The following is an 18125-nucleotide window of genomic DNA, read 5'->3' on the forward strand; positions in this document are numbered from 1 at the left end:
CACTACGAGCGCATGACTTCTTCCGAGCGCTGGCCCGCGCTGCTTACGCAACTTGATGGCTCGTCCTGGCAGCGTGCGATCGACCTCGCGCGCCGACTGGGCGTGAGTGAGCGCACGGTGTACCGCGATGTTCAGCAGTTGACCGAGATGGGGGTGCCGATCCAGGGTGTTCCGGGCAACGGCTATCGCCTCCCCTCCTCGTATCTTCTGGACCCGGTCACACTGTCGGTGGATGAGGCGATTATGCTTGTCCTCGGGAGTGCCTACGCCGCTCAGAATTTTGAGGGAAAGTACCATGCATCGGCGCGGTCGGTCGGGCGCAAACTCCGGGACCACTTGCCGGACGAGGCGGCCCAGCGTGCGTTCTCGCTTCGCGGAAGCGTTCACCTCGTGCCGCCGAGCGTCTTCGGCAACCCCGCAGAGGAAACGCTGCTCCGGACGATCCGCCGCGCCCTCCTAGAGGAACGCGTCGTTCGCTGCTCACGCACCACGGAGGACGGTCCGGTGATCGACCGCCTGCGGCCCTTCGGCCTGGTACGCCAGAACGCGACGTGGAGCGTCGTGGGCGAACGCATCCGTGATTCCTCGCCAACGCGTAGCCGCCGCGTGGTTTCTCTACGCGTGGATCGGATGCAGCACGTGGAGATGACCGAGGAGTCCTTCGAGCGCCCGTCCGGATACCATTCGACATCGGACCGCAACCCGACGACACGAGAACGGGTCATTCGCGTCGTGTTCTCGGCAGAGGTAGCGCCCCTCGTTCATGTCGGCCCGTCGATGCGCGTCGAAGAGACGGAGCGGACAGGAAACGGACGCCTCGTGATGACGCTGCGCGTATTCCACGAACTAGAAGTCATGCCCTGGCTGCTGAGCTGGGGGAGCCACGTCCGCGTTCTTTCACCACAGGCTCTGTCGGAACGAATTGCCGACGAGGCACGAAAGGTGCTCGGACAGTACGACGATGTACCGACGCTGCTGGATCAACCGGAGGCGGGCACGCCGTCCCCCGAATCGGTCGCGTGACGGGCGACGCCAGCCGGTGCTTCCGTTGTCTACTCCGTCGCTCCATTGATGGACGCGTTCTGTTCCCCATGGATGATTTCCCTTTCCCCACGTCTTATATTCGCGTCGAAGCCGGACGGATCGCGTACACGGATCTTGGGAATGGGCCGCCCGTCGTGTGCTTGCACGGCAACCCGACCTGGGGCCTGATGTACCGGCACCTTCTGCGAGACCTCACCCCGGCGTACCGCTGCATCGTACCGGACTATCTCGGGTTTGGACGGTCCGACAAACCCGCCGGTGCGTCCTACCGGCCGCCGCACCACGCTACACGAATCGAAGCGCTGATCAACCATCTCAACCTCGACGACATCACTCTCGTCGTCCATGACTGGGGCGGGCCCATTGGCCTTTCGTACGCGCTCGGAAACGCGGACCGTGTCTCGCGTCTCGTCCTGATGAACACGTGGCTCTGGCCGAACGATGCCGACCCGTGGATTGCGGCCTTCTCACGGCTGGCGGGCGGTCGCGTCGCACGCCCCTTCGTACGGGGGTTTAACGCCTTCGCTCACCTCGCCCTTCGCCTCGGGACGCATCGCCCCCTGCCGGAGAAGATCCTGGCCGCCTACCTGCGCCCGCTCGACTCCCCCGACCGGCGCCTCCCGACCTGGACCTTTGCACGGTCCCTCCTCACAGAGACGGCATGGCTACGGTCGCTCTGGTCTCGACGGCGACGCCTTCGGTCGATGGACGCGGTCGTCGTCTGGGGACGGCGCGACCCCGCACTGGGAGCGGCCCGCTACCTGAATCGGTGGCGACGCCTGCTACCGGACGCGCGCGTGTACGAAACGCAGGCCTCCCACTTCGTCCCGGAGGACCTCGGAACCGACCTCGTCACCCATATTCGGAGGGGTCTCCCCCGGGTCTGACCGGTACGCGGCGACGCTGCAACCGTGGGCATATATCCTTTGCGGCGGCGCTACCGGCACGCACGCGATCCTCGGGCGGGGGTCACGTCGACGAAGCGTCCGCTGGTGTCGCGCCAGAGCCGGACGTGCCCGACAATGAGATCTCCGTTTCGACCTCGGCCCTCTGTTCCGATCACATGTCGCGCGCTGGACGCTGCTACGTCCTGGGGCAGCTCCCTTGCCCAGGCACTCGATAGCCGCTCGAGGTGACAGGCGTAGGTCCGGACCGCCTTGAGCGAGTCGCCAGCGGCAGGCGCGGTGCGGGTGGCGTCGATCACCACCGAAGCCCACCAGACATTCGACCCGAGCAGGGCGACGGTTAGCATACCGGCAATCCAGGGCCATCGGGTCCTGGCAGACAGGGGCGGGGTGGGCATGCGCAGCTGGAAAGCACGAGAGAAAGGGACACGTCGAGACGTCACCCCGGGGAGCCGCGACGACCGGCAGGACCGCACCTGATCTGCCACCTCAACTGATCTGCCGACGTCACACGTCTGAATCGCCGACCGGCGCGTGGATATCCTCCATCTGGTCACGGACAACGGCCGATTCTCCATTGTATGCGAGGGACGGGGGAAGGTCGACGATGAAACAGCTCCCCTGATCCGGGTCACTTTCAACGATGATGTGCCCTCCCAGGAGATCGACCATTCGCTTCGTAATAGCCAGCCCGAGGCCGGTCCCCTCATGCGTTCGCGTTCGACCATCGGACTCCTGCTTGAACGGCTCGAACAGATGTGGGAGAAAGTCGCTGTCAATGCCGATGCCCGTATCCTCCACGACGAACCGAACACCGGGGTCCGACTCCTCCACCGTCACCTGGACGTGTCCTACATCGGTGAACTTAAGCGCGTTATGCACCAGATTCGTCATGATCCGGTAGCATAACACGCGATCGGTCGGAATAACCGGGGCGTCCGACGTTTCCAGACGCAGCGGGACGCCCGTTTCATCGGACATGGGCTCGTGCGCAGCTACGACCTCGCAGGCGATGGCACCGGTGTCGACATCAGCGACATGCAGGTCCATCGTCCCCGCCTCGATCTGCGCCATGTCCAGCACGGATCGCAGCGTTTCGGAGAGACGTCGGCCGCTCTCGCGGATTCGCTTCGCGAAAAGGTCGTGGGTATCGGGCGGCTCCTCAATGATGAGCTCGGCGTAGCCGATAATGCTTGTGATTGGAGTGCGAAGCTCATGGCTCATGTTGTTCAGAAGACTCGACTTCAGTCGAGCGACCTGTTCGGCCTCCTGCTTCGCCAAAAGCAACTCGGCTTCATCTCGCTTCCGGTCGGTGGCATCGCGAATGGCCACAACGCGCAGTTTCTGATCCTCCTCCTCGACCACTTTCGCCTGCAGGTCGGCGGGAAACGTCGATCCATCCCGGCGCACCAGCACGCACTCGTACGGGTCTTCCCCGTCCCGGTCGATCTGCGCTATCGCGATCGGTCGCGTGGATTCGGTGACAAACTCAAGGGCGTTTCGACCAATCAGGTCATCGCGATCATAGCCCATCATCTCCGTAATCGCCTGGTTGACGTCGACGATTTTTCCGTCGGCGTGTATTACGACACCCTCGAATGTCGCCTCGGCAAGGCGACGTAGGCGCGCCCGGCTGTCGGCAAGCTGTTTTGTCTGCCTCCGCACCTGAACGCGGAGCAAGACGACGGCTCCGGCGGCCAGCAAGATGAGCAGACCGCCGAGGATGAGAGCGTTGCGGTAGAAGCGCCCCGGCACCTCCGCGCGGACGAGCTCACCGGCCGATCGGGGGATGACTTCGTAGTAGGACGTGTACGGCCGCGTGAAATCGTGCTGCTGTAGCACTCCCGTCACCCGTACGCGGTCTCCGGGCTCAAACCGGTCCAGGGAGATATCGGCCTGATGCGCATTGGGGACGAACACTGTAAGCACATCGTCCCCGCCCGGTGCCTCCAGAGTCAGGTAATGGCCACCGCGATTTCTGTCGTTGACGTCAACGCGACCGGACAGTTCGACGATCATGCTTTCGTATCGCTCGCCAAGGGCCTGGCTGACATCCAGAGCAAGCGGCTCGGGAATGCGCGGCGGCACGGGCAGAACGTCGTACGACGATGCGCGAACCTGCGTGCGACCGTTCACCTGCTCCACGACGCCGGTCGCGACGAGGCTGTCCCCGCGGGCGACGTCTGATGGCGCTCCCGTCACAACCGCAATACCGTGACCATCGGACTGGATGACCAGGACGTTGTCATCCACCAGGCCGAACTCTGCGCCAACGCGTCCAGCGACCTTCACGAAGGAACCGATGCGGTCGGGTTCGCCGTCGCCGTCGGCATCCAGCCGAACCGGGCCGGGACGTTCAATGGGGACTGCATCCGATTCGACCGACGCCGTGTCATCACGCACCGATGGTGCTGCGGGCGGCACGAGAACGGCCGTTCCGTGCGTAGAGACGCCAGACATACCACAGGTGCTTGAGGCACTCGTCGTTGAAACGAGCGCCAGCAGGACAGTGGAGGCGCAGATGACGGCGACGACGCGTGGAGACATACGTCGGAACCACCGGTTCATCGCAGCCTTCGAATGCCGGGCAATCGACGGCGCCATACGTGGGCTCACGGGGGCGGGGTGGGTATCGATGTCGGCTCGTCACGCACGGTGGGGACAGGGCGTGAGGAAACCGTTCACCACGCCTGCATAATACGGAGGATGAATCCATCGTGCAATGACGGCATAACGGTACCGTCACTTTTCACGTATCCACCATGGTGTAATCGGAGGAGACCTCCGACCATGCAGCAGGTGTTCTCGGATCCTGTATGCTCGATTCCATTCGGGTCGAACCCGGTCCGGGCGCATGAATTAGATGCAACTGGCCTGCGTGAATACCTGCGGGCACAGAATACCCCTTCTCGTCGACCGTCGATCGTCCGATTATGCTTTCTCCCGGAACGCTCACCATTCTCCTCCTCTTCGGTTTGCCGATCGTCGCCGTTGTCGCCTGGGCATACGTGAAACAGCTACAGATCACCGCTGCGTCCGGGCCGCCGGAGACGGTTCAGAAGCTACAGTCCGACCTTTCGTCGCTTCAAGATAACGTCTCGACTTTGCGGGCAGAGCGCGGCGAACTGCAGCGCCGCATCCAGAATCTCGAGACGATCGTGACCAACGAGACCTGGGACGACGAACGCCGGCTTTCCACCCCATCCAGGGCGACGGATCCGGTGGATCCCGAGGAGGAAGACGAACGCGCACGTGACAAGCAGATGGACTCGGGGCCATCATCCCCTCCCCTGGATCTACCGGACGACGTGCGCGACGACGCGTCGGAAGCGTCAGACCGGGCCGCTCGGCTGGCGGAGCGTCTCCGTCGAACATCGTAGCATCTAAATCCGCTCGGGACGGGATCCCGCTACGGGACGATACGGGCTTTCCGCCGGGGCGGGAAGCCCTCTTTCAGGCGGGACGTATTCTTTGGAATCGGTCCATGTCGCCCTGTGGGGACACTTTGAATAGGACAACGTGAAGGCGGTTGGAAATCAACGCCGGGCGTTGTACGTTGTCATTGTTCTTTCACAGGCACCGCTGGTTCTCGCGTGATCGGCACGACCGACACGTGAGATGAAAAGGGAACACCCGTGCAACGAATGCGACCGACACCATCACGGTTCGAGGTTGCAAATCGTTCAGTCGGGGGCTGTACCCGCAACTGTAAGCCGGGCGGTGCGTCGTCTATCGATGATGTCTCCGGTCACTGTGCTGGGCCGGCAGCGCGTTCACACGAGAACGCGGGGCCGTCAGCATGGGAAGGCCGAGGGCTGAGATGTCGGCGCTCTGCACTCTGCGTTCGTGCCACGTAACCCGTGTCGGCGATGCTGCCGTCGCGGAAACGTTCGCGCATGCCCGGTAAGCCAGGAGACCTGCCACCGGTGTGATTCGCCAACATACCTTCGGGATCTGAGGGTGGTGGCGTGCACGGCCCCTTCTCCAGCTCGTCTCCGCACCGGGAGCACGTCGCGAAGCACACGTTCGAGTGTGCCGCACTCTTCCGGCGCGAGGCAACTGCCCTTGCCGCGTCTGCCGGTCTTCGCGGATGCTCGAGCTCTGATCTCGTCGAATACGATCCTCAGGAAGCCGCCCGTTCACGACCCCACCTCTTGTCTGAGGTGAGGTTTTTTTATGGATCGACATTCGAAATACAGGTGTACGCTATCGTCGGCCTGGGCGCTCCTGATCCTTCTGGCTACCGTCCCGCTGTCTCAGCCGGCCGTTGGCCAGGATGGCACACAGGCTCTGGCTGCCGATACGGCGAGCACCACGGCGAGCACGTCCCCCGCCGGCGATACGTCGGATGTGGCGTGGCAACGATCGCTGCCCAATGTGACGGTGACGGCGACGCGCCTCCCCACGCCGGCGCTCACGTCCCCCGCTCGAATCTCCGTCTTCGACTCGACGGCCATCACGCAAACGGCCGCGCGTTCCGTCGCGGATCTGCTCGAGGACCGCGCCGGACTCTACATTCGCCGGTACGGCGAGACCGGCATCGCGACGATGTCGCTTCGCGGCACCGGCTCAGCACAGACGCTGGTGCTGCTCGACGGGCAACCGATTGCGGACCCGCAACTCGGCCAGTTGGATCTAAGCCTGTTGCCGTCGGTGATGCTCCGGTCGGTCGAGGTCATGCACGGACCGACATCGGCGCTGTACGGATCCTCCGGAATGGGCGGCGCCATCAACCTGCAGACCGTTCAACCGTCGGAGCCGCTCGTAGCACGGGCCGAAACATTTGCCGGAGCCTTCGGGGAGCGCGGCGGCAGTCTACTCGCGGGCACTCAGACCAACGGCGTTTCAGTTGTAGCAGCGGGCGAGGTACGAACGAGCGACAATGACTTCCCCTACCGCGATCGCGCGGCTTTCCCACCTCGTACCGTTCACCGCCAGAATGCCGACCGGACGCGCTACACCGCGTACGCGTCCGTCCGCTCCAACGACCGAGATCACCGCTGGCAAACGGCCACATGGCTGACGCACGCCGAGCGAGGCCTGCCGCAACCGGGCGGTGCGGCCGAGGGACGAGAGCGTCAACGGGACACACAGTTCCGATTCTGGGGCCGGGACGATCGCCGGGTCGAGTGGGGTCGGCTGCAAACGCGCGCTCTGGTTCAGCATACGCGCCTCCGCTACCGGGACCCGGCACAGAACATCGACGACACGGGACGGACATGGACGGCCGATGTTGACGTCGAGACCCGGACCCCGATCGGCTCCCGCTGGCTCGCAACGGCTGGCGTCAGCGGCGATGCATCCACGGCCCGACACCCGAGCCTCCGCGACGACGCACGCCAGCTTCACGGTGGCACGTTCGTCAGCGCTATCGGGACGTTCGGTCGACTCCGGCTCTTTCCCGCCGTGCGAGCCGACCTCTACCGGCCCATGGACGCCGCCGCCCGAACGGCCGTTAGCCCGCGCATCGGCGCAAATCTGCAGCCCGTGCCGTCATGGCCGACCCTTCGACTGAAGGCACACGCCGGCCGAACCTTCCGCATGCCGACCTTTAACGATCGGTTCTGGCAACCGGGCGGCAATCCCGATCTTCGTCCCGAGCGCGGCTGGAGCGTCGATGCCGGGGTGCACTGGCAACATTCCGTCTGGCACGCAGAGGCCACGCTCTTCCACAATTGGCGTCGCGATCAGATCATCTGGGCACCAGTGCGATCCGGCTCGTGGTCACCGGAAAACGAACAGCGCGTCATCGCCCGAGGGCTGGAGGCATCCACCGGTGCCCGGCTCCTCTTTGGCGATCGCTGGTCCATCGATGCCGGGCTAACCTACACCTACACCGACGCGCGGAACCGATCCGAGCGCGGCTCGCCCTCCTACGACGCCCCGTTACGCTATCTGCCACGCGAGCAGGCGAAGGCCTACACCACGATTTCCTTCGGGCCGGTAGCCGTCGACGTAAACACGCGCTACACCGGGCGCCGATACATCAGCAGCACCGGGTCACGCTATCTCTCCCCGTACATTCTGTCGGACCTGCAGGTCCGCCTCACGCACACATTCGATACCGTCCGTACCGAACTCAGCGTTCAAGTGGACAACCTGAACGGCTCCGACTATCGAACCATCGGCAATCGACCGATGCCTCCGCGTCATCTGCACGTCCGGCTTCAGATCGGACTGTAGCCCCCCCCTTTTCTACCAACCTCCCGCTCCCTCCATGCGCACTTTTTCGATTCTCGCGTTCTTTTGCTCCGCACTGCTGCTGACCGGCTGTGACTTGTCAGAAGACGACGCCACCTCTACGGTCACGTCCGGCGTATACATCGCCAATGCGGGAGCCTTCGGCAATGCCAATAGCTCACTTACCGTTTTCAACCCGCAGACGGAAGCTCTTCAGACTCTGCCTCCGGCAGGCCAGGCAGGGTTTCCATCGTACATCCAGAGCATTCTGGTCGATGACACGGGCCAGCTATTCGTCGTCTTCGGTGAAACGGCTACGATCGACATCTACGACACGGAGAGCAATGAGCGCGTCGGCCAGATCGCGGACATTCCCAACCCGCGCTACATCGCCGTCGACGGCGATCGTGCGTACGTATCGAGCCAGGACTTCGGCGCGGACCCTTCGGACTTGGACGTGGTCGACCTTACCACGAGCACGGTCATCGATTCGGTCGATGTGCCGGGGACACCCGAGGATGTCGAAGTCATCGGCTCTCAGGTCGTCGTCGCACTCGGCGGATTCAACAGCGGCACGTCGGTCGGCATTATCAACGCCAACGACCTCTCGGTCCAGACTGTCGACGTCGGATGCACCGGCCCCCGCGCGCTCGTCCGCGATGCGGATGACGAGATCATCGTGTTCTGCACCGGCGTGAACACAGGCGACCCGGCGACCTCCGTGCCAGGCGGCATCCGCGTCCTGGATCCGGACGCAGGAACGGTCAGCGATGCGGTCGACCTTTCGACGCAGATTGCATCGGCAAGCTTTGGACAGCACGTCAGCTACAGTCCCGCAGCAGAAGAAGCCTACGCGCTTCTTGCAGACGGGCGCGTGCTCCGCTACAACACGGCGTCCAACCAGGTCGACACGCAACTCAACGTGACCGGCGACCGTCCCGGGGCCGTCGGCTACGATGCGCGGAACGAGCTGCTGTATGTCGGACGCCTCTCCGCGGCCAGCCCGTTCGACGAATCCGGAACCGTCACCGTCCACGAGCGAGGCGGCGCCGCCATCGATACGATCGAGGCGGGAATTGCCCCGACGCACATCGACTTCTCGCTGAATACGCGGTAGACCGGCCCCCTACGCCGCTTCCTCCGACCAGGTCCTTCGCTTCCTCATGAAGATCGATCGCTGTTACTGCTTCCAGAAACGGTTCGCCGATCTACAGGCCATGGCAGAAGAAACCGGCGCGGCAACGGTTCAGGAGGTGCAACAACACGTTGAGTTCGGCCACAACTGTGGTCTCTGCCATCCGTACGTTCGCCGTATGCTTCGAACGGGGCAGACGTCCTTTGACCGGATCATCCGGGAAGAGGATGAGCCTCGTCCGTGCACCTCCGCGGAGTAAAGGCTCCGCGATTCCCCCATTCTGTTGAATGCCGCGGCGGCGTCCGATGAAAAGCGGGCGCCGTCGCCGTTTACGGACAGCCCGCGGATACACAGGGAATCGGACTCGTTGTTCGTGCGTGACCTGATTTGTATTGTGAGGATCTCTTTCCCCGAGGCTGCCCCCCGGCCGACTTCGTTCGTTACACGTTCCGCATTCCCCTCTGCATATGGCCACACTGCTCTACGTCTTCCCGCATCCCGACGACGAATCCTTCGGTCCGGCGCCGGCGCTCGCTCGACAGCGTCGCGAGGGCCATGACGTGCACCTTTTGACGCTGACACGCGGCGAGGCAACATCACAGCGAGAACGCCTGGGGGTGTCAAAGGAGGAGATGGGGAGGATCCGTTTCCAGGAAATGCAAAACGTCGCTCGGAAGCTGGACCTTTCCTCGCTTCGCGTGCTGGATCTGCCAGATGGTGAACTCGACACGCTGGACCCGCGTCGCCTCAGTCAAATCATCAAGAAGCACGTACGCCGAACCGCGCCGGACGTGATGGTGACCTACCCGGTTCACGGCGTCAGCGGTCACCCCGACCACCTCGTTTCTCACGCTGTGGTCAAACATCTTGCCTGCTCCCTCCGAGCACGAGGGCTCCCCTACCCGAAGCGGCTCGCGTTTTTCACCCTGCCGCCCGCAGACGGAAGCGGCAGGCCGGATCACCTGCAGGCGTCGGCAGACGAGAAGATCGACTGCATCACGACCTTTTCCAAGAACGATCTGGATACGGCTCAGGCCGCTCTGCATTGCTACGAGACGTACATGCCCGTGATCGAGGAGCATCAGCCACTCGCCGAGGTTGAGAGCGGCGTCGCCTTCGAGTTCTTCGGCGAACACCACCGGCCGCGCCTGGACGATTTAACGGCGGATCTCCCGGAGATTGCATGGTGGGACGAAAGTGCTTAACTTTGCGGTAACATAGCGACCGCTCCCGTTATCGTCCCCCCGCTTTCTTCCGTCCCGCCATGACCGCATCCAGCATCCCGGGTGACACGTCCATTCTTGTGGTCGACGATGAACAGGACATCATCGACTTGCTGGACTACAACCTGTCGAGCCGCGGATACGACGTGACAACGGCCCGCGACGGCATCGAAGCGCTTGACACGGCTCGCGAGGTCCAGCCGGACCTTATCATTCTGGACGTTATGATGCCGAAGCTGGACGGGCTGGAAACCTGTCGACGCATTCGGCAGGATGCGTATCTGCGGACGATCCCGGTCCTCATGCTGACCGCCCGGACCGAGGAGGAGAGCATGATCGAAGGCCTCGACAGCGGCGCCGACTCCTACCTCAGCAAGCCGGTGTCGATTCCCGTCATCGTAAGTCAGGTGGAAGCTCTTCTCCGGTCCTCCAAACGGAATGATACCCCGCCGGACACCCTGAGCATTCACGATCTGACGATCGACCGGGACCGCTTTATCGTTATCCAGGAGCAGGAGTCCGGCACGAAGGAGATGCACTTTCCGAAGCAGGAGTTCGAACTGCTTCACTTCATGGCCTCGCATCCGGGAACCGCCTTTACGAGGCAGGAGATCCTTGACGAAGTGTGGGGCCCGGAGATTTACGTCGTCGACCGAACCGTTGACGTGCACGTCCGAAAGATTCGGGAGAAGATTGGATCGGACTATATCGAAACCATCAAAGGCGTCGGGTATCGATTTCAGGGGTGAGCGCCCCGCCAGGAATGAGCGTATCCGGGATCGCCGATCGTTAACACGAGCGTGACTCGCGTTCCCGAACTGCGTTTTATGTTGCGACAGTTCGTTCCGACCGACCTGTGTGCCTGATCCGTTCAGACACCGTTTGCCATGACCACCGCTCCCTCTTCCTTTCCTGACGAACGCCCGCCGATTTTCTCGCGGGTGACGCTGAAGACGGCCGCCACGGTGTCAGCGGCGATGCTCGTGATGACGTTGTTCATCCTCGACGGACCGTGGCACATCCGCTTCCTGATTGCGGGTGGAGCGGGGCTTGCGACCTACGTGTCCGTATGGACCTTCGTGACCCCCCGGATTCAGCATGCCATTCGAACGCTCCGTCAAATTCGCCAGCATGAGTTCGACAAGCTGGAGGCGGCACCGCGCCCGACGGGCGACGAGATGCGCGAGCTGGTCTGGGAGGTCTTCCGAACCGGGCAAAAACTCGAAGGCGAGATTCAAGATCTCAAGCGCATGGAGAACTACCGCCGCGAGTTTATCGGGAACGTGTCTCACGAGCTCAAGACGCCAATCTTCTCCGTTCAGGGCTTCACCGAAACCCTTCTGGACGGCGCCGTGGACGATTCGTCGGTCAACCGGTCCTTCCTGAAAAAAATCATGCGGAACGTAAACCGGCTCGACAACCTGGCAAGGGACCTCTCCGAAATCGCAAGGATCGAAACCGGCGAACTGGAAATGTCGGCCGAACCGTTCAATCTGCGGTCGCTGGTGCAGGGCGTCGTCGAATCGCTCGAGATCAAAGCCGAAAACAAGAACGTGACGCTGCAGCATCGGCTTCCGGAGAACCTGCCGCTTGTGCACGGGGACCGGGAGCGGATTCGGCAGGTGATCGTTAACCTGTGCGACAACGCCATCAAGTACAACCGAGAGGGTGGGCACGTCGAGATCATCGGCCGGCTCCTCCCCTCCAACGAAGTGAAAGTCTCCGTCGCGGATGATGGGCTCGGGGTGTCGCCGGAGCACATCCCGCGCCTCACGGAGCGGTTCTACCGCGTCGATAAGTCGCGCTCGCGGAGTCAGGGAGGCACCGGCCTGGGCCTGGCCATCGTCAAGCACATCCTGAGCGCCCACGACCGCGAGCTGATGATCGAGAGCACGCCGGGAAGCGGGTCTACGTTTGGCTTCACGCTTCCGGCGGTGCTCGACGAGGAGCCGCCGGGCCGGCGAGCCTCGATCCCGGCCCATGCTGAAGGGCAACGCGCCTCGTAACGAATCTGACGAAGCGGAACGGACCAGGAAATCGTGCGGTAACGCGCAAAGAAACATCCCGCGCGCCCCCGTACCCTCCACCTCTTTCGCCCCCTGCTTCGGCATGATCCGCGAGGCTTACGTCCTTTCCCGCCCGCAAAAGCTCTACGTCATCTGTGCTGCCATCTTTCTGACGGCACTCGTCGTTGCGGAAGCAACGGCCAGCAAGTTCTTCACGGTGATGGATCTTCCCTTCGCCATCTCCATCTTCGGGCAGGACTTCACGAGCATAACGATGACGGCAGGCGTGATCGCGTTTCCGATCACGTTCATCGTCACCGACTTACTGAACGAGTACTACGGAAAGCGGGGCATTCGCTTCGTCACGTTCATCGGGATGGCGATGATCTGCTTCGAGTTTTTGCTATTATGGGTCGCGATGGAGGTCCCGGTCGCGCCCTCGTCGCCGGTCTCGCAAGAGGCGTTCGTGGAGGTCTTCGGCAACTCGACGCGGGTCATTATCGGAAGCCTGACGGCCTATCTGATCGGGCAGCTGGTCGACATCTTCCTGTTCCACTGGCTTCGCAATCTGACGAACGGAAAATACCTCTGGCTTCGCGCGACAGGCTCCACGTTCGGCTCGCAGTTCATTGACACGTTCATCGTGCTGACCGTGGCATTCGTCGGGCAACTCACCGCGCAGGAGATCATCGCGATCTCTCTCTTCAACTACATTTACAAGTTCATCATCGCAACAGGCATCACACCGATCATTTACCTTGCCCACTGGATGATGGACGACTATCTCGGCCATGACACGGCCGAAGAGATGCGTGAGCGGGCAGAGAAAGACAAACCGGCACCCTCTGAGCAGAGCGCTTGAACGGCCGGCCACCTCGGCCGTCCCACACCCGCCAGGTTACGAGGGGTGCTACCACCGGAGAAGCGTTCGATCAACGCGGGTCCTGAACGAGCCGGTGACGTAAACGTCTCCTATGATCATCATCACCGTGCTAACGGCGCGCCCAGACACAAAACGCCCCGGCCCTTGTTGAGAGCCGGGGCGTTCGTATGCGTCGCGATGGGATGTACATCGCGATACTACCGGGTTTAGCGGTTGCCGCCGGGAGGCGTTGTGCCCGAATCGGGTGGCGCGGTGCCGTCCTCTTCCGTGTCGTCGGCGCCGGTTTCGCCACCGGACTCATCGCCGGCATCTTCTTCACTCGCCGCATCATCCTGCGGGGGTTCCGGATCCTGGAAGCGGCGGGTGGTTCCTTCGACCTGGCTGATGTCGGCCGCGCAGCGGAAGCCGATCCGGGGCGAGCCCTGGTCCGCTTCGTGCATGTCGCGGAAGCCAACGCCGATCCGGAAGGCATCCGAGTCCCACGCGCCGCCACGCACGACTTTGCGCGTTTCTTCGGTATCCTGGCCGCGGTAGACCGGGTCCAGGTCGGATAGGTTGGCGTACGTCGAAGCATAGGTATCTTCGACCCACTCGGCCGCGTTACCCGCGACGTCGTGCAGACCCCAGCGGCTGGGTGGGAACGAGCCGACCGGCGCGGTGAACGCGTAGCCGTCGGCGGCCTGGCCCTGACGGCCGGGGTTGAAGTTGGCGAGGTAGCGACCGAATGCATCGCGCGGCGAGAAGCCTGACCACGGGTAGACGCCCCCGACGCGGCCAGCGCGTGCGGCGTACTCCCATTCAGCTTCCGTCGGAAGGCGCTTGTCCTCCGCCTTGCAATAGTCCTTCGCCTCCTGCCACGTCACCGAGACGACGGGATACTCGTCGTAATTGGAGCCGTAAAAATAGGTCGAGAAGTCGGCGCGGCTGGCGGAGCTGGACCAGGCCGTCGAGTCTGGCAGGGCACCATCACGCTCACCCGGCGACAGCGACTGCAGGTATGCGCGGTATTCGGCGTTGGTAACCTCGAAGCGGTCGATGTAGAACGCACTGACCGTCACACGGCGACGACCGGCACTCTGAATTTCGAACGGGTCCTCGTCGGTGAGGCCCATGATGAATGTACCGTCGGGAAGGCGGACCATGTCGCCGAACGTAGGCGGCGCGGGCACGGGCATGAGCATCCCCGGGACGGTCATCATCACAACGGGCGCGTCCTCGTTGCCGTCTGTCGCGGTCGATCCGTCGAGTGCGGCCGCCGGACTCGCCGAGACGGTCGCCACAAATGCGAAAAGAAGTAACGAGAGTACGAGATGTCGCATGAGGAAGGGGCGGGAGGGTTGAGAAAAGGATGGATGCAGACGATCAGACCCTGTTGGGCGACGGCCTAAACCTACAGTACCGACGTCACAAAGAAAATGCCAAAGGGCCGGAATCGTGTTAAGTGTCGTCGGAGCCGTGGAGGTCCTTGTAGAAATCCAGCGTTTGCCGGGCGATCGCCGTCCAGCTAAATACCTCTTCGACACGGGTCCGGGCGGCCGCGGCCATGTCCGTTCGAGCGTCTGGGTCGGCCATGAGCCGGTTGACGCTGTCGGCGAGGTCGCGGGCAAACCGGGCGGCGTCGCGCGGCTCGTGGCTGTCGCCCCCCTCGGCTTCGAAGGGGACGAGCACGCCCGTTTCGCCGTCCACAATGATTTCCGGGATCCCGCCGACGGCGGAGGCGACGATAGGCGTGTGGCAGGCCATCGCTTCGAGATTGATGATGCCGAAGGGTTCGTATACTGACGGGCAGACGAACACGTCTGCGTGTGTGTATAGCGTAATGACGTCGTCCCGCGGCAGCATTTCCGCGAGCCAGACAATCCGGTTGTCAGTCTGTGCTTTGGCCTCTTCCACGAGCGACTCCATCTCCCGGCCGATCTCTTCGGTATCGGGAGCGCCGGCGCACAACACCACCTGCACGTCGGGGTCGAGGTGATGAATGGCTCGGACGAGATGCAGAATGCCCTTCTGGCGGGTGATGCGCCCGACAAATAATAGATAGGGTTGATCCGGGTCAATGTCATACTGCCGCAGAACGTCCGGGTCGGGCGTCGGGCTATACTGGTCGATGTCGATGCCGTTGTAAATCGTTCGGACGCGGTCCTCCGCGACATCGTACAGGGCCCGGACGTCGTCATTCATGGACCCGGACACGGCAACGACCCCGTCGGCGTTTTCGTAGGCTGTGCGCTCCACCCAGGAACTCGCATGGTATGCCGTCCCCAGCTGCTCCACCTTCCACGGGCGATGCGGCTCCAGCGAATGGGTTGTCAACACGAGCTTGGCACCGGTCAGCTGTTTCGCCAGACACCCGCCCAGGTGAGCGTACCAGGTGTGGCCGTGAATGATGTCGGCGTCAGCGATGGACCCCGCCATGACGAGATCCCGCAACATGGTGTTCAAAAACTTGGCGTGACGATCATCCTGACAGGGAAGATCGAACTCCGGATTGACGCCGCGCACCGTCAGGTTACCGGAGGCCACGTCCTGATCGCCGAAGCAGAGGACTTCGATCTCGTGAGACCCATCGTCCAACTTCGATAGCTCGCGCGTCAGGTATTCGACGTGGACACCGGCACCGCCGTACACGTTGGGCGGGTACTCATTAGTCAGGACGACGATCTTCATAGGACGAAGTGGACTCGGGAAGGAGAGCGGAGAATCGCACGTAGCGCCGCACCGGGGTGGTCGGAAGCGGGTTGCGGGTGGAGTCGGCCATCATGCAAGACGATGGCGTCAAATAATGGTATCGTCCGGGACGTGCGTGTTTTTAGGAATGACCACGATCCCGTCGCGAATGTAGAACATGTCCGTTTCCGCTTCATCGATGTTGTCGCGGTTCTTGATGATACACCGCTTTCCGATCGATACATTTTTGTCGATGATAGCGCCCTCCACGTAGGATTCCTCCCCGATGCCGGGACGCGCCGGACCCTCGACGTACCCACGGTTTTCGGGGTCCTGCCATGGATAATGATCCGCGCCCATGAAGATGGTGTTTTTAATCGTCGTGTTGTGCCCGATAAACGAGCGGATGCCGATGACCGACTTGGAGATCTGGCTGTTCACGATCACGCTTCCTTCCGCGATCAGCGACTGCTGCACGAACGAGCTCTCGATCTTTGCCGGAGGCAGCATGCGAGCGTTCGTGTAAAGCGGTCGGTCCGGGTCGTACACGTCGAATTCCGGATTGGGCTCGGCCAGCATCAGGTTCGCGTCGTAGAACGACCGAATGGTCCCGATGTCGCTCCAGTAGCCCGTGAACGGGTAGCTCACGACCTTTTTCCCCTCAATCGCCTCCGGGATGATCTGCTTGCCGAAGTCGTGATGCTCCTCGTTGGATTCGAGCAGGTCGCGCAGGACGTCCCGGCTAAAAATGTAAATCCCCATGGACGCCAGGTAAACCCGTCCCTCGTCTTCGAGATCATCGCTGACCGGACTCTCCTTCCCGTCAAGGTCGTCGGCCGGCGGTTTCTCATGAAACTCGGTGATCGTATGATCGGCGTCCGTTTTCAGAATGCCGAACGCCGGCGCATCGTCCGCCGTGACCGGGATCGTGCCGATCGTCACATCCGCGCCGGTCTCCTCGTGGTGGCGGATCATCTCGCGATAATCCATCGAATACAGCTGATCGCCTGACAGAATCAGCGTGTAGTCGTGGCGGTAGCCATCGACGTGCGGGATGACGCGCCGGACGGCATCGGCCGTTCCCTGAAACCAGTCCTTGGACGCCGGGGTCTGCTCCGCGGCGAGGATGGAGACAAAGCCGTTGCTGAAACGGTCGAAGCGATAGGCCTGCGAGATGTGTCGATTCAGGCTCGCGGAATTGAACTGCGTCAGCACAAAGACGCGCGTGATGCCGGCATTGATGCAATTCGAGACCGGGACGTCGATAAGCCGGTACCGTCCCGCGAGCGGTACGGCCGGTTTGGCGCGGAGCTTTGTCAGGGGAAACAGGCGCGTACCGGCACCGCCGCCGAGGATGATCGCAAGCGCGGAGAGGTTCGAGTCAACGAACCCGCCACCGTCAGCAAGAGCATTCGTTTGAGGTGGGTTCATGGAACGGGAACAGATTACGGGATCGAGAACGGGAAGGGGAGGCACCTGACCAACGGGCCGAGGCGTCCATAAGCATCGCCGGTGAGCCGGACCGCGCAATGCCGGAGATCCTCACACGAAGGGACGGGGCACCGATGCCCGAAGATGCAAAAGAACGAGACGCGACGAACAGAAACAGACGCCGACAGCGGTGGTCCGGCGCGTCATGAGCGAAGATACAATGATGACCCCTCTCCCACAAGCCGAACCGCATCCCGGGGGATCGCGATACCGTTTTCTCCCACTCGGCCATGCGACCGTTCGGCCGATCCATCTACCGAAAAACTCGGATGATGACGTTCAACGCGATCGTCAGAATGATGCTGAGAACAATCATGGTAGTAATCGGGGCGTAGATACGGAACCGCTCCCCCTCATAGGAAAGGTCTCCCGGAAGCTCGCCGATATCGACGAAACGCCCCACACCCCAGACGAGGCCTCCAAGAAGGACAAGGCCGACACCGGCATAGATTAACCAGCGTGCAAGAACATCCGGGCTCATGGTGATGCGCAGATTGGTGGCAGCGTATCGGTACGTGGCGGGCCGCTACCATGCAGGCGTCCGCCGAGCGTGGCCGTTCGAAGTCCTCGTCACCCGGCAGAGTTTCCGGT

General features: G+C 62.5%; 16 protein-coding genes and 1 riboswitch. Of the genes, 10 read left to right on the top strand and 6 right to left on the bottom strand.

Annotation, left to right across the window (positions count from 1 at the left end; genetic code table 11):
• Window positions 1-12 precede the first annotated feature (12 nt).
• Window positions 13-1023 (top strand): helix-turn-helix transcriptional regulator, encoded by a 1011-nt coding sequence (locus tag ACFCU0_RS03880; protein ID WP_434972350.1) that lies wholly within the window; start codon window positions 13-15, stop codon window positions 1021-1023.
• Between the two features lie 68 nt (window positions 1024-1091).
• Window positions 1092-1931, top strand: a complete 840-nt coding sequence (locus tag ACFCU0_RS03885) for an alpha/beta fold hydrolase (RefSeq protein ID WP_434972351.1) — start codon at window positions 1092-1094, stop codon at window positions 1929-1931.
• Between the two features lie 50 nt (window positions 1932-1981).
• On the opposite strand, the gene ACFCU0_RS03890 is transcribed toward ACFCU0_RS03885, so the two are convergent.
• Together ACFCU0_RS03890 and ACFCU0_RS03895 are read right to left on the bottom strand one after the other, a co-directional pair.
• On the bottom strand, window positions 1982-2347 hold the full coding sequence (locus tag ACFCU0_RS03890; RefSeq protein ID WP_434972352.1) for a hypothetical protein: 366 nt from the start codon (window positions 2345-2347) through the stop codon (window positions 1982-1984).
• Window positions 2348-2456: 109 nt separating this feature from the next.
• Entirely contained in the window at window positions 2457-4496 is a 2040-nt protein-coding gene (locus ACFCU0_RS03895; RefSeq protein WP_434972353.1) for an ATP-binding protein, read from the bottom strand.
• Between the two features lie 386 nt (window positions 4497-4882).
• Between ACFCU0_RS03895 and ACFCU0_RS03900 the strand changes: the two genes are divergently transcribed.
• The 8 genes from ACFCU0_RS03900 to ACFCU0_RS03935 all read left to right on the top strand — a co-directional run bounded on the left by ACFCU0_RS03900 (window position 4883) and on the right by ACFCU0_RS03935 (window position 13355).
• Window positions 4883-5329, top strand: coding sequence for a hypothetical protein (locus tag ACFCU0_RS03900; RefSeq protein WP_434972354.1), 447 nt, complete (start codon window positions 4883-4885; stop codon window positions 5327-5329).
• A gap of 186 nt (window positions 5330-5515) precedes the next feature.
• Window positions 5516-5888: riboswitch (cobalamin riboswitch) on the top strand.
• A 237-nt stretch (window positions 5889-6125) separates the two neighbouring features.
• Window positions 6126-8132 carry a TonB-dependent receptor plug domain-containing protein gene (locus tag ACFCU0_RS03905; protein WP_434972355.1) on the top strand — a complete coding sequence of 669 codons (2007 nt, stop codon included), beginning with the start codon at window positions 6126-6128 and terminating at the stop codon, window positions 8130-8132.
• Window positions 8133-8166: 34 nt separating this feature from the next.
• Window positions 8167-9246, top strand: coding sequence for a YncE family protein (locus ACFCU0_RS03910; RefSeq protein ID WP_434972356.1), 1080 nt, complete (start codon window positions 8167-8169; stop codon window positions 9244-9246).
• A gap of 46 nt (window positions 9247-9292) precedes the next feature.
• The gene (locus ACFCU0_RS03915; RefSeq protein ID WP_434972357.1) at window positions 9293-9523 is read left to right on the top strand and encodes a (2Fe-2S)-binding protein; all 231 of its coding nucleotides are present in this window, start codon (window positions 9293-9295) and stop codon (window positions 9521-9523) included.
• A 208-nt stretch (window positions 9524-9731) separates the two neighbouring features.
• Window positions 9732-10469, top strand: a complete 738-nt coding sequence (locus tag ACFCU0_RS03920) for a PIG-L deacetylase family protein (protein WP_434972358.1) — start codon at window positions 9732-9734, stop codon at window positions 10467-10469.
• A gap of 59 nt (window positions 10470-10528) precedes the next feature.
• Window positions 10529-11236 carry a response regulator transcription factor gene (locus tag ACFCU0_RS03925; RefSeq protein WP_434972359.1) on the top strand — a complete coding sequence of 236 codons (708 nt, stop codon included), beginning with the start codon at window positions 10529-10531 and terminating at the stop codon, window positions 11234-11236.
• Between the two features lie 138 nt (window positions 11237-11374).
• Window positions 11375-12493 carry a sensor histidine kinase gene (locus ACFCU0_RS03930; RefSeq protein ID WP_434972360.1) on the top strand — a complete coding sequence of 373 codons (1119 nt, stop codon included), beginning with the start codon at window positions 11375-11377 and terminating at the stop codon, window positions 12491-12493.
• A 103-nt stretch (window positions 12494-12596) separates the two neighbouring features.
• Entirely contained in the window at window positions 12597-13355 is a 759-nt protein-coding gene (locus ACFCU0_RS03935; RefSeq protein ID WP_434972361.1) for a queuosine precursor transporter, read from the top strand.
• Window positions 13356-13582: 227 nt separating this feature from the next.
• Here ACFCU0_RS03935 and ACFCU0_RS03940 read toward each other — a convergent pair whose 3' ends face one another.
• The 4 genes from ACFCU0_RS03940 to ACFCU0_RS03955 form a co-directional block, all read right to left on the bottom strand.
• Window positions 13583-14695 carry a formylglycine-generating enzyme family protein gene (locus tag ACFCU0_RS03940; protein ID WP_434972362.1) on the bottom strand — a complete coding sequence of 371 codons (1113 nt, stop codon included), beginning with the start codon at window positions 14693-14695 and terminating at the stop codon, window positions 13583-13585.
• A gap of 118 nt (window positions 14696-14813) precedes the next feature.
• Window positions 14814-16043, bottom strand: coding sequence for a glycogen synthase (gene glgA / locus ACFCU0_RS03945; RefSeq protein WP_434972363.1), 1230 nt, complete (start codon window positions 16041-16043; stop codon window positions 14814-14816).
• A 108-nt stretch (window positions 16044-16151) separates the two neighbouring features.
• The gene (locus ACFCU0_RS03950; RefSeq protein ID WP_434972364.1) at window positions 16152-17474 is read right to left on the bottom strand and encodes a glucose-1-phosphate adenylyltransferase; all 1323 of its coding nucleotides are present in this window, start codon (window positions 17472-17474) and stop codon (window positions 16152-16154) included.
• A gap of 313 nt (window positions 17475-17787) precedes the next feature.
• Window positions 17788-18015 (bottom strand): DUF2905 domain-containing protein, encoded by a 228-nt coding sequence (locus ACFCU0_RS03955; RefSeq protein WP_434972365.1) that lies wholly within the window; start codon window positions 18013-18015, stop codon window positions 17788-17790.
• Between the last annotated feature and the right edge of the window lie 110 nt (window positions 18016-18125).

This window comes from Longibacter sp., from assembly GCF_051155795.1.
Classification (GTDB): domain Bacteria; phylum Bacteroidota; class Rhodothermia; order Rhodothermales; family Salinibacteraceae; genus Longibacter.

Excerpts from the sequence above, each read along its gene's own strand:
- ACFCU0_RS03880 (WP_434972350.1), top strand. The coding sequence starts at position 13 with ATGACTTCTTCCGAGCGCTGGCCCGCGCTGCTTACGCAACTTGATGGC.
- ACFCU0_RS03885 (WP_434972351.1), top strand. The coding sequence starts at position 1,092 with ATGGATGATTTCCCTTTCCCCACGTCTTATATTCGCGTCGAAGCCGGA.
- ACFCU0_RS03890 (WP_434972352.1), bottom strand. The coding sequence starts at position 2,347 with ATGCCCACCCCGCCCCTGTCTGCCAGGACCCGATGGCCCTGGATTGCC.
- ACFCU0_RS03895 (WP_434972353.1), bottom strand. The coding sequence starts at position 4,496 with ATGTCTCCACGCGTCGTCGCCGTCATCTGCGCCTCCACTGTCCTGCTG.
- ACFCU0_RS03900 (WP_434972354.1), top strand. The coding sequence starts at position 4,883 with ATGCTTTCTCCCGGAACGCTCACCATTCTCCTCCTCTTCGGTTTGCCG.
- ACFCU0_RS03905 (WP_434972355.1), top strand. The coding sequence starts at position 6,126 with ATGGATCGACATTCGAAATACAGGTGTACGCTATCGTCGGCCTGGGCG.
- ACFCU0_RS03910 (WP_434972356.1), top strand. The coding sequence starts at position 8,167 with ATGCGCACTTTTTCGATTCTCGCGTTCTTTTGCTCCGCACTGCTGCTG.
- ACFCU0_RS03915 (WP_434972357.1), top strand. The coding sequence starts at position 9,293 with ATGAAGATCGATCGCTGTTACTGCTTCCAGAAACGGTTCGCCGATCTA.
- ACFCU0_RS03920 (WP_434972358.1), top strand. The coding sequence starts at position 9,732 with ATGGCCACACTGCTCTACGTCTTCCCGCATCCCGACGACGAATCCTTC.
- ACFCU0_RS03925 (WP_434972359.1), top strand. The coding sequence starts at position 10,529 with ATGACCGCATCCAGCATCCCGGGTGACACGTCCATTCTTGTGGTCGAC.
- ACFCU0_RS03930 (WP_434972360.1), top strand. The coding sequence starts at position 11,375 with ATGACCACCGCTCCCTCTTCCTTTCCTGACGAACGCCCGCCGATTTTC.
- ACFCU0_RS03935 (WP_434972361.1), top strand. The coding sequence starts at position 12,597 with ATGATCCGCGAGGCTTACGTCCTTTCCCGCCCGCAAAAGCTCTACGTC.
- ACFCU0_RS03940 (WP_434972362.1), bottom strand. The coding sequence starts at position 14,695 with ATGCGACATCTCGTACTCTCGTTACTTCTTTTCGCATTTGTGGCGACC.
- glgA (WP_434972363.1), bottom strand. The coding sequence starts at position 16,043 with ATGAAGATCGTCGTCCTGACTAATGAGTACCCGCCCAACGTGTACGGC.
- ACFCU0_RS03950 (WP_434972364.1), bottom strand. The coding sequence starts at position 17,474 with ATGAACCCACCTCAAACGAATGCTCTTGCTGACGGTGGCGGGTTCGTT.
- ACFCU0_RS03955 (WP_434972365.1), bottom strand. The coding sequence starts at position 18,015 with ATGAGCCCGGATGTTCTTGCACGCTGGTTAATCTATGCCGGTGTCGGC.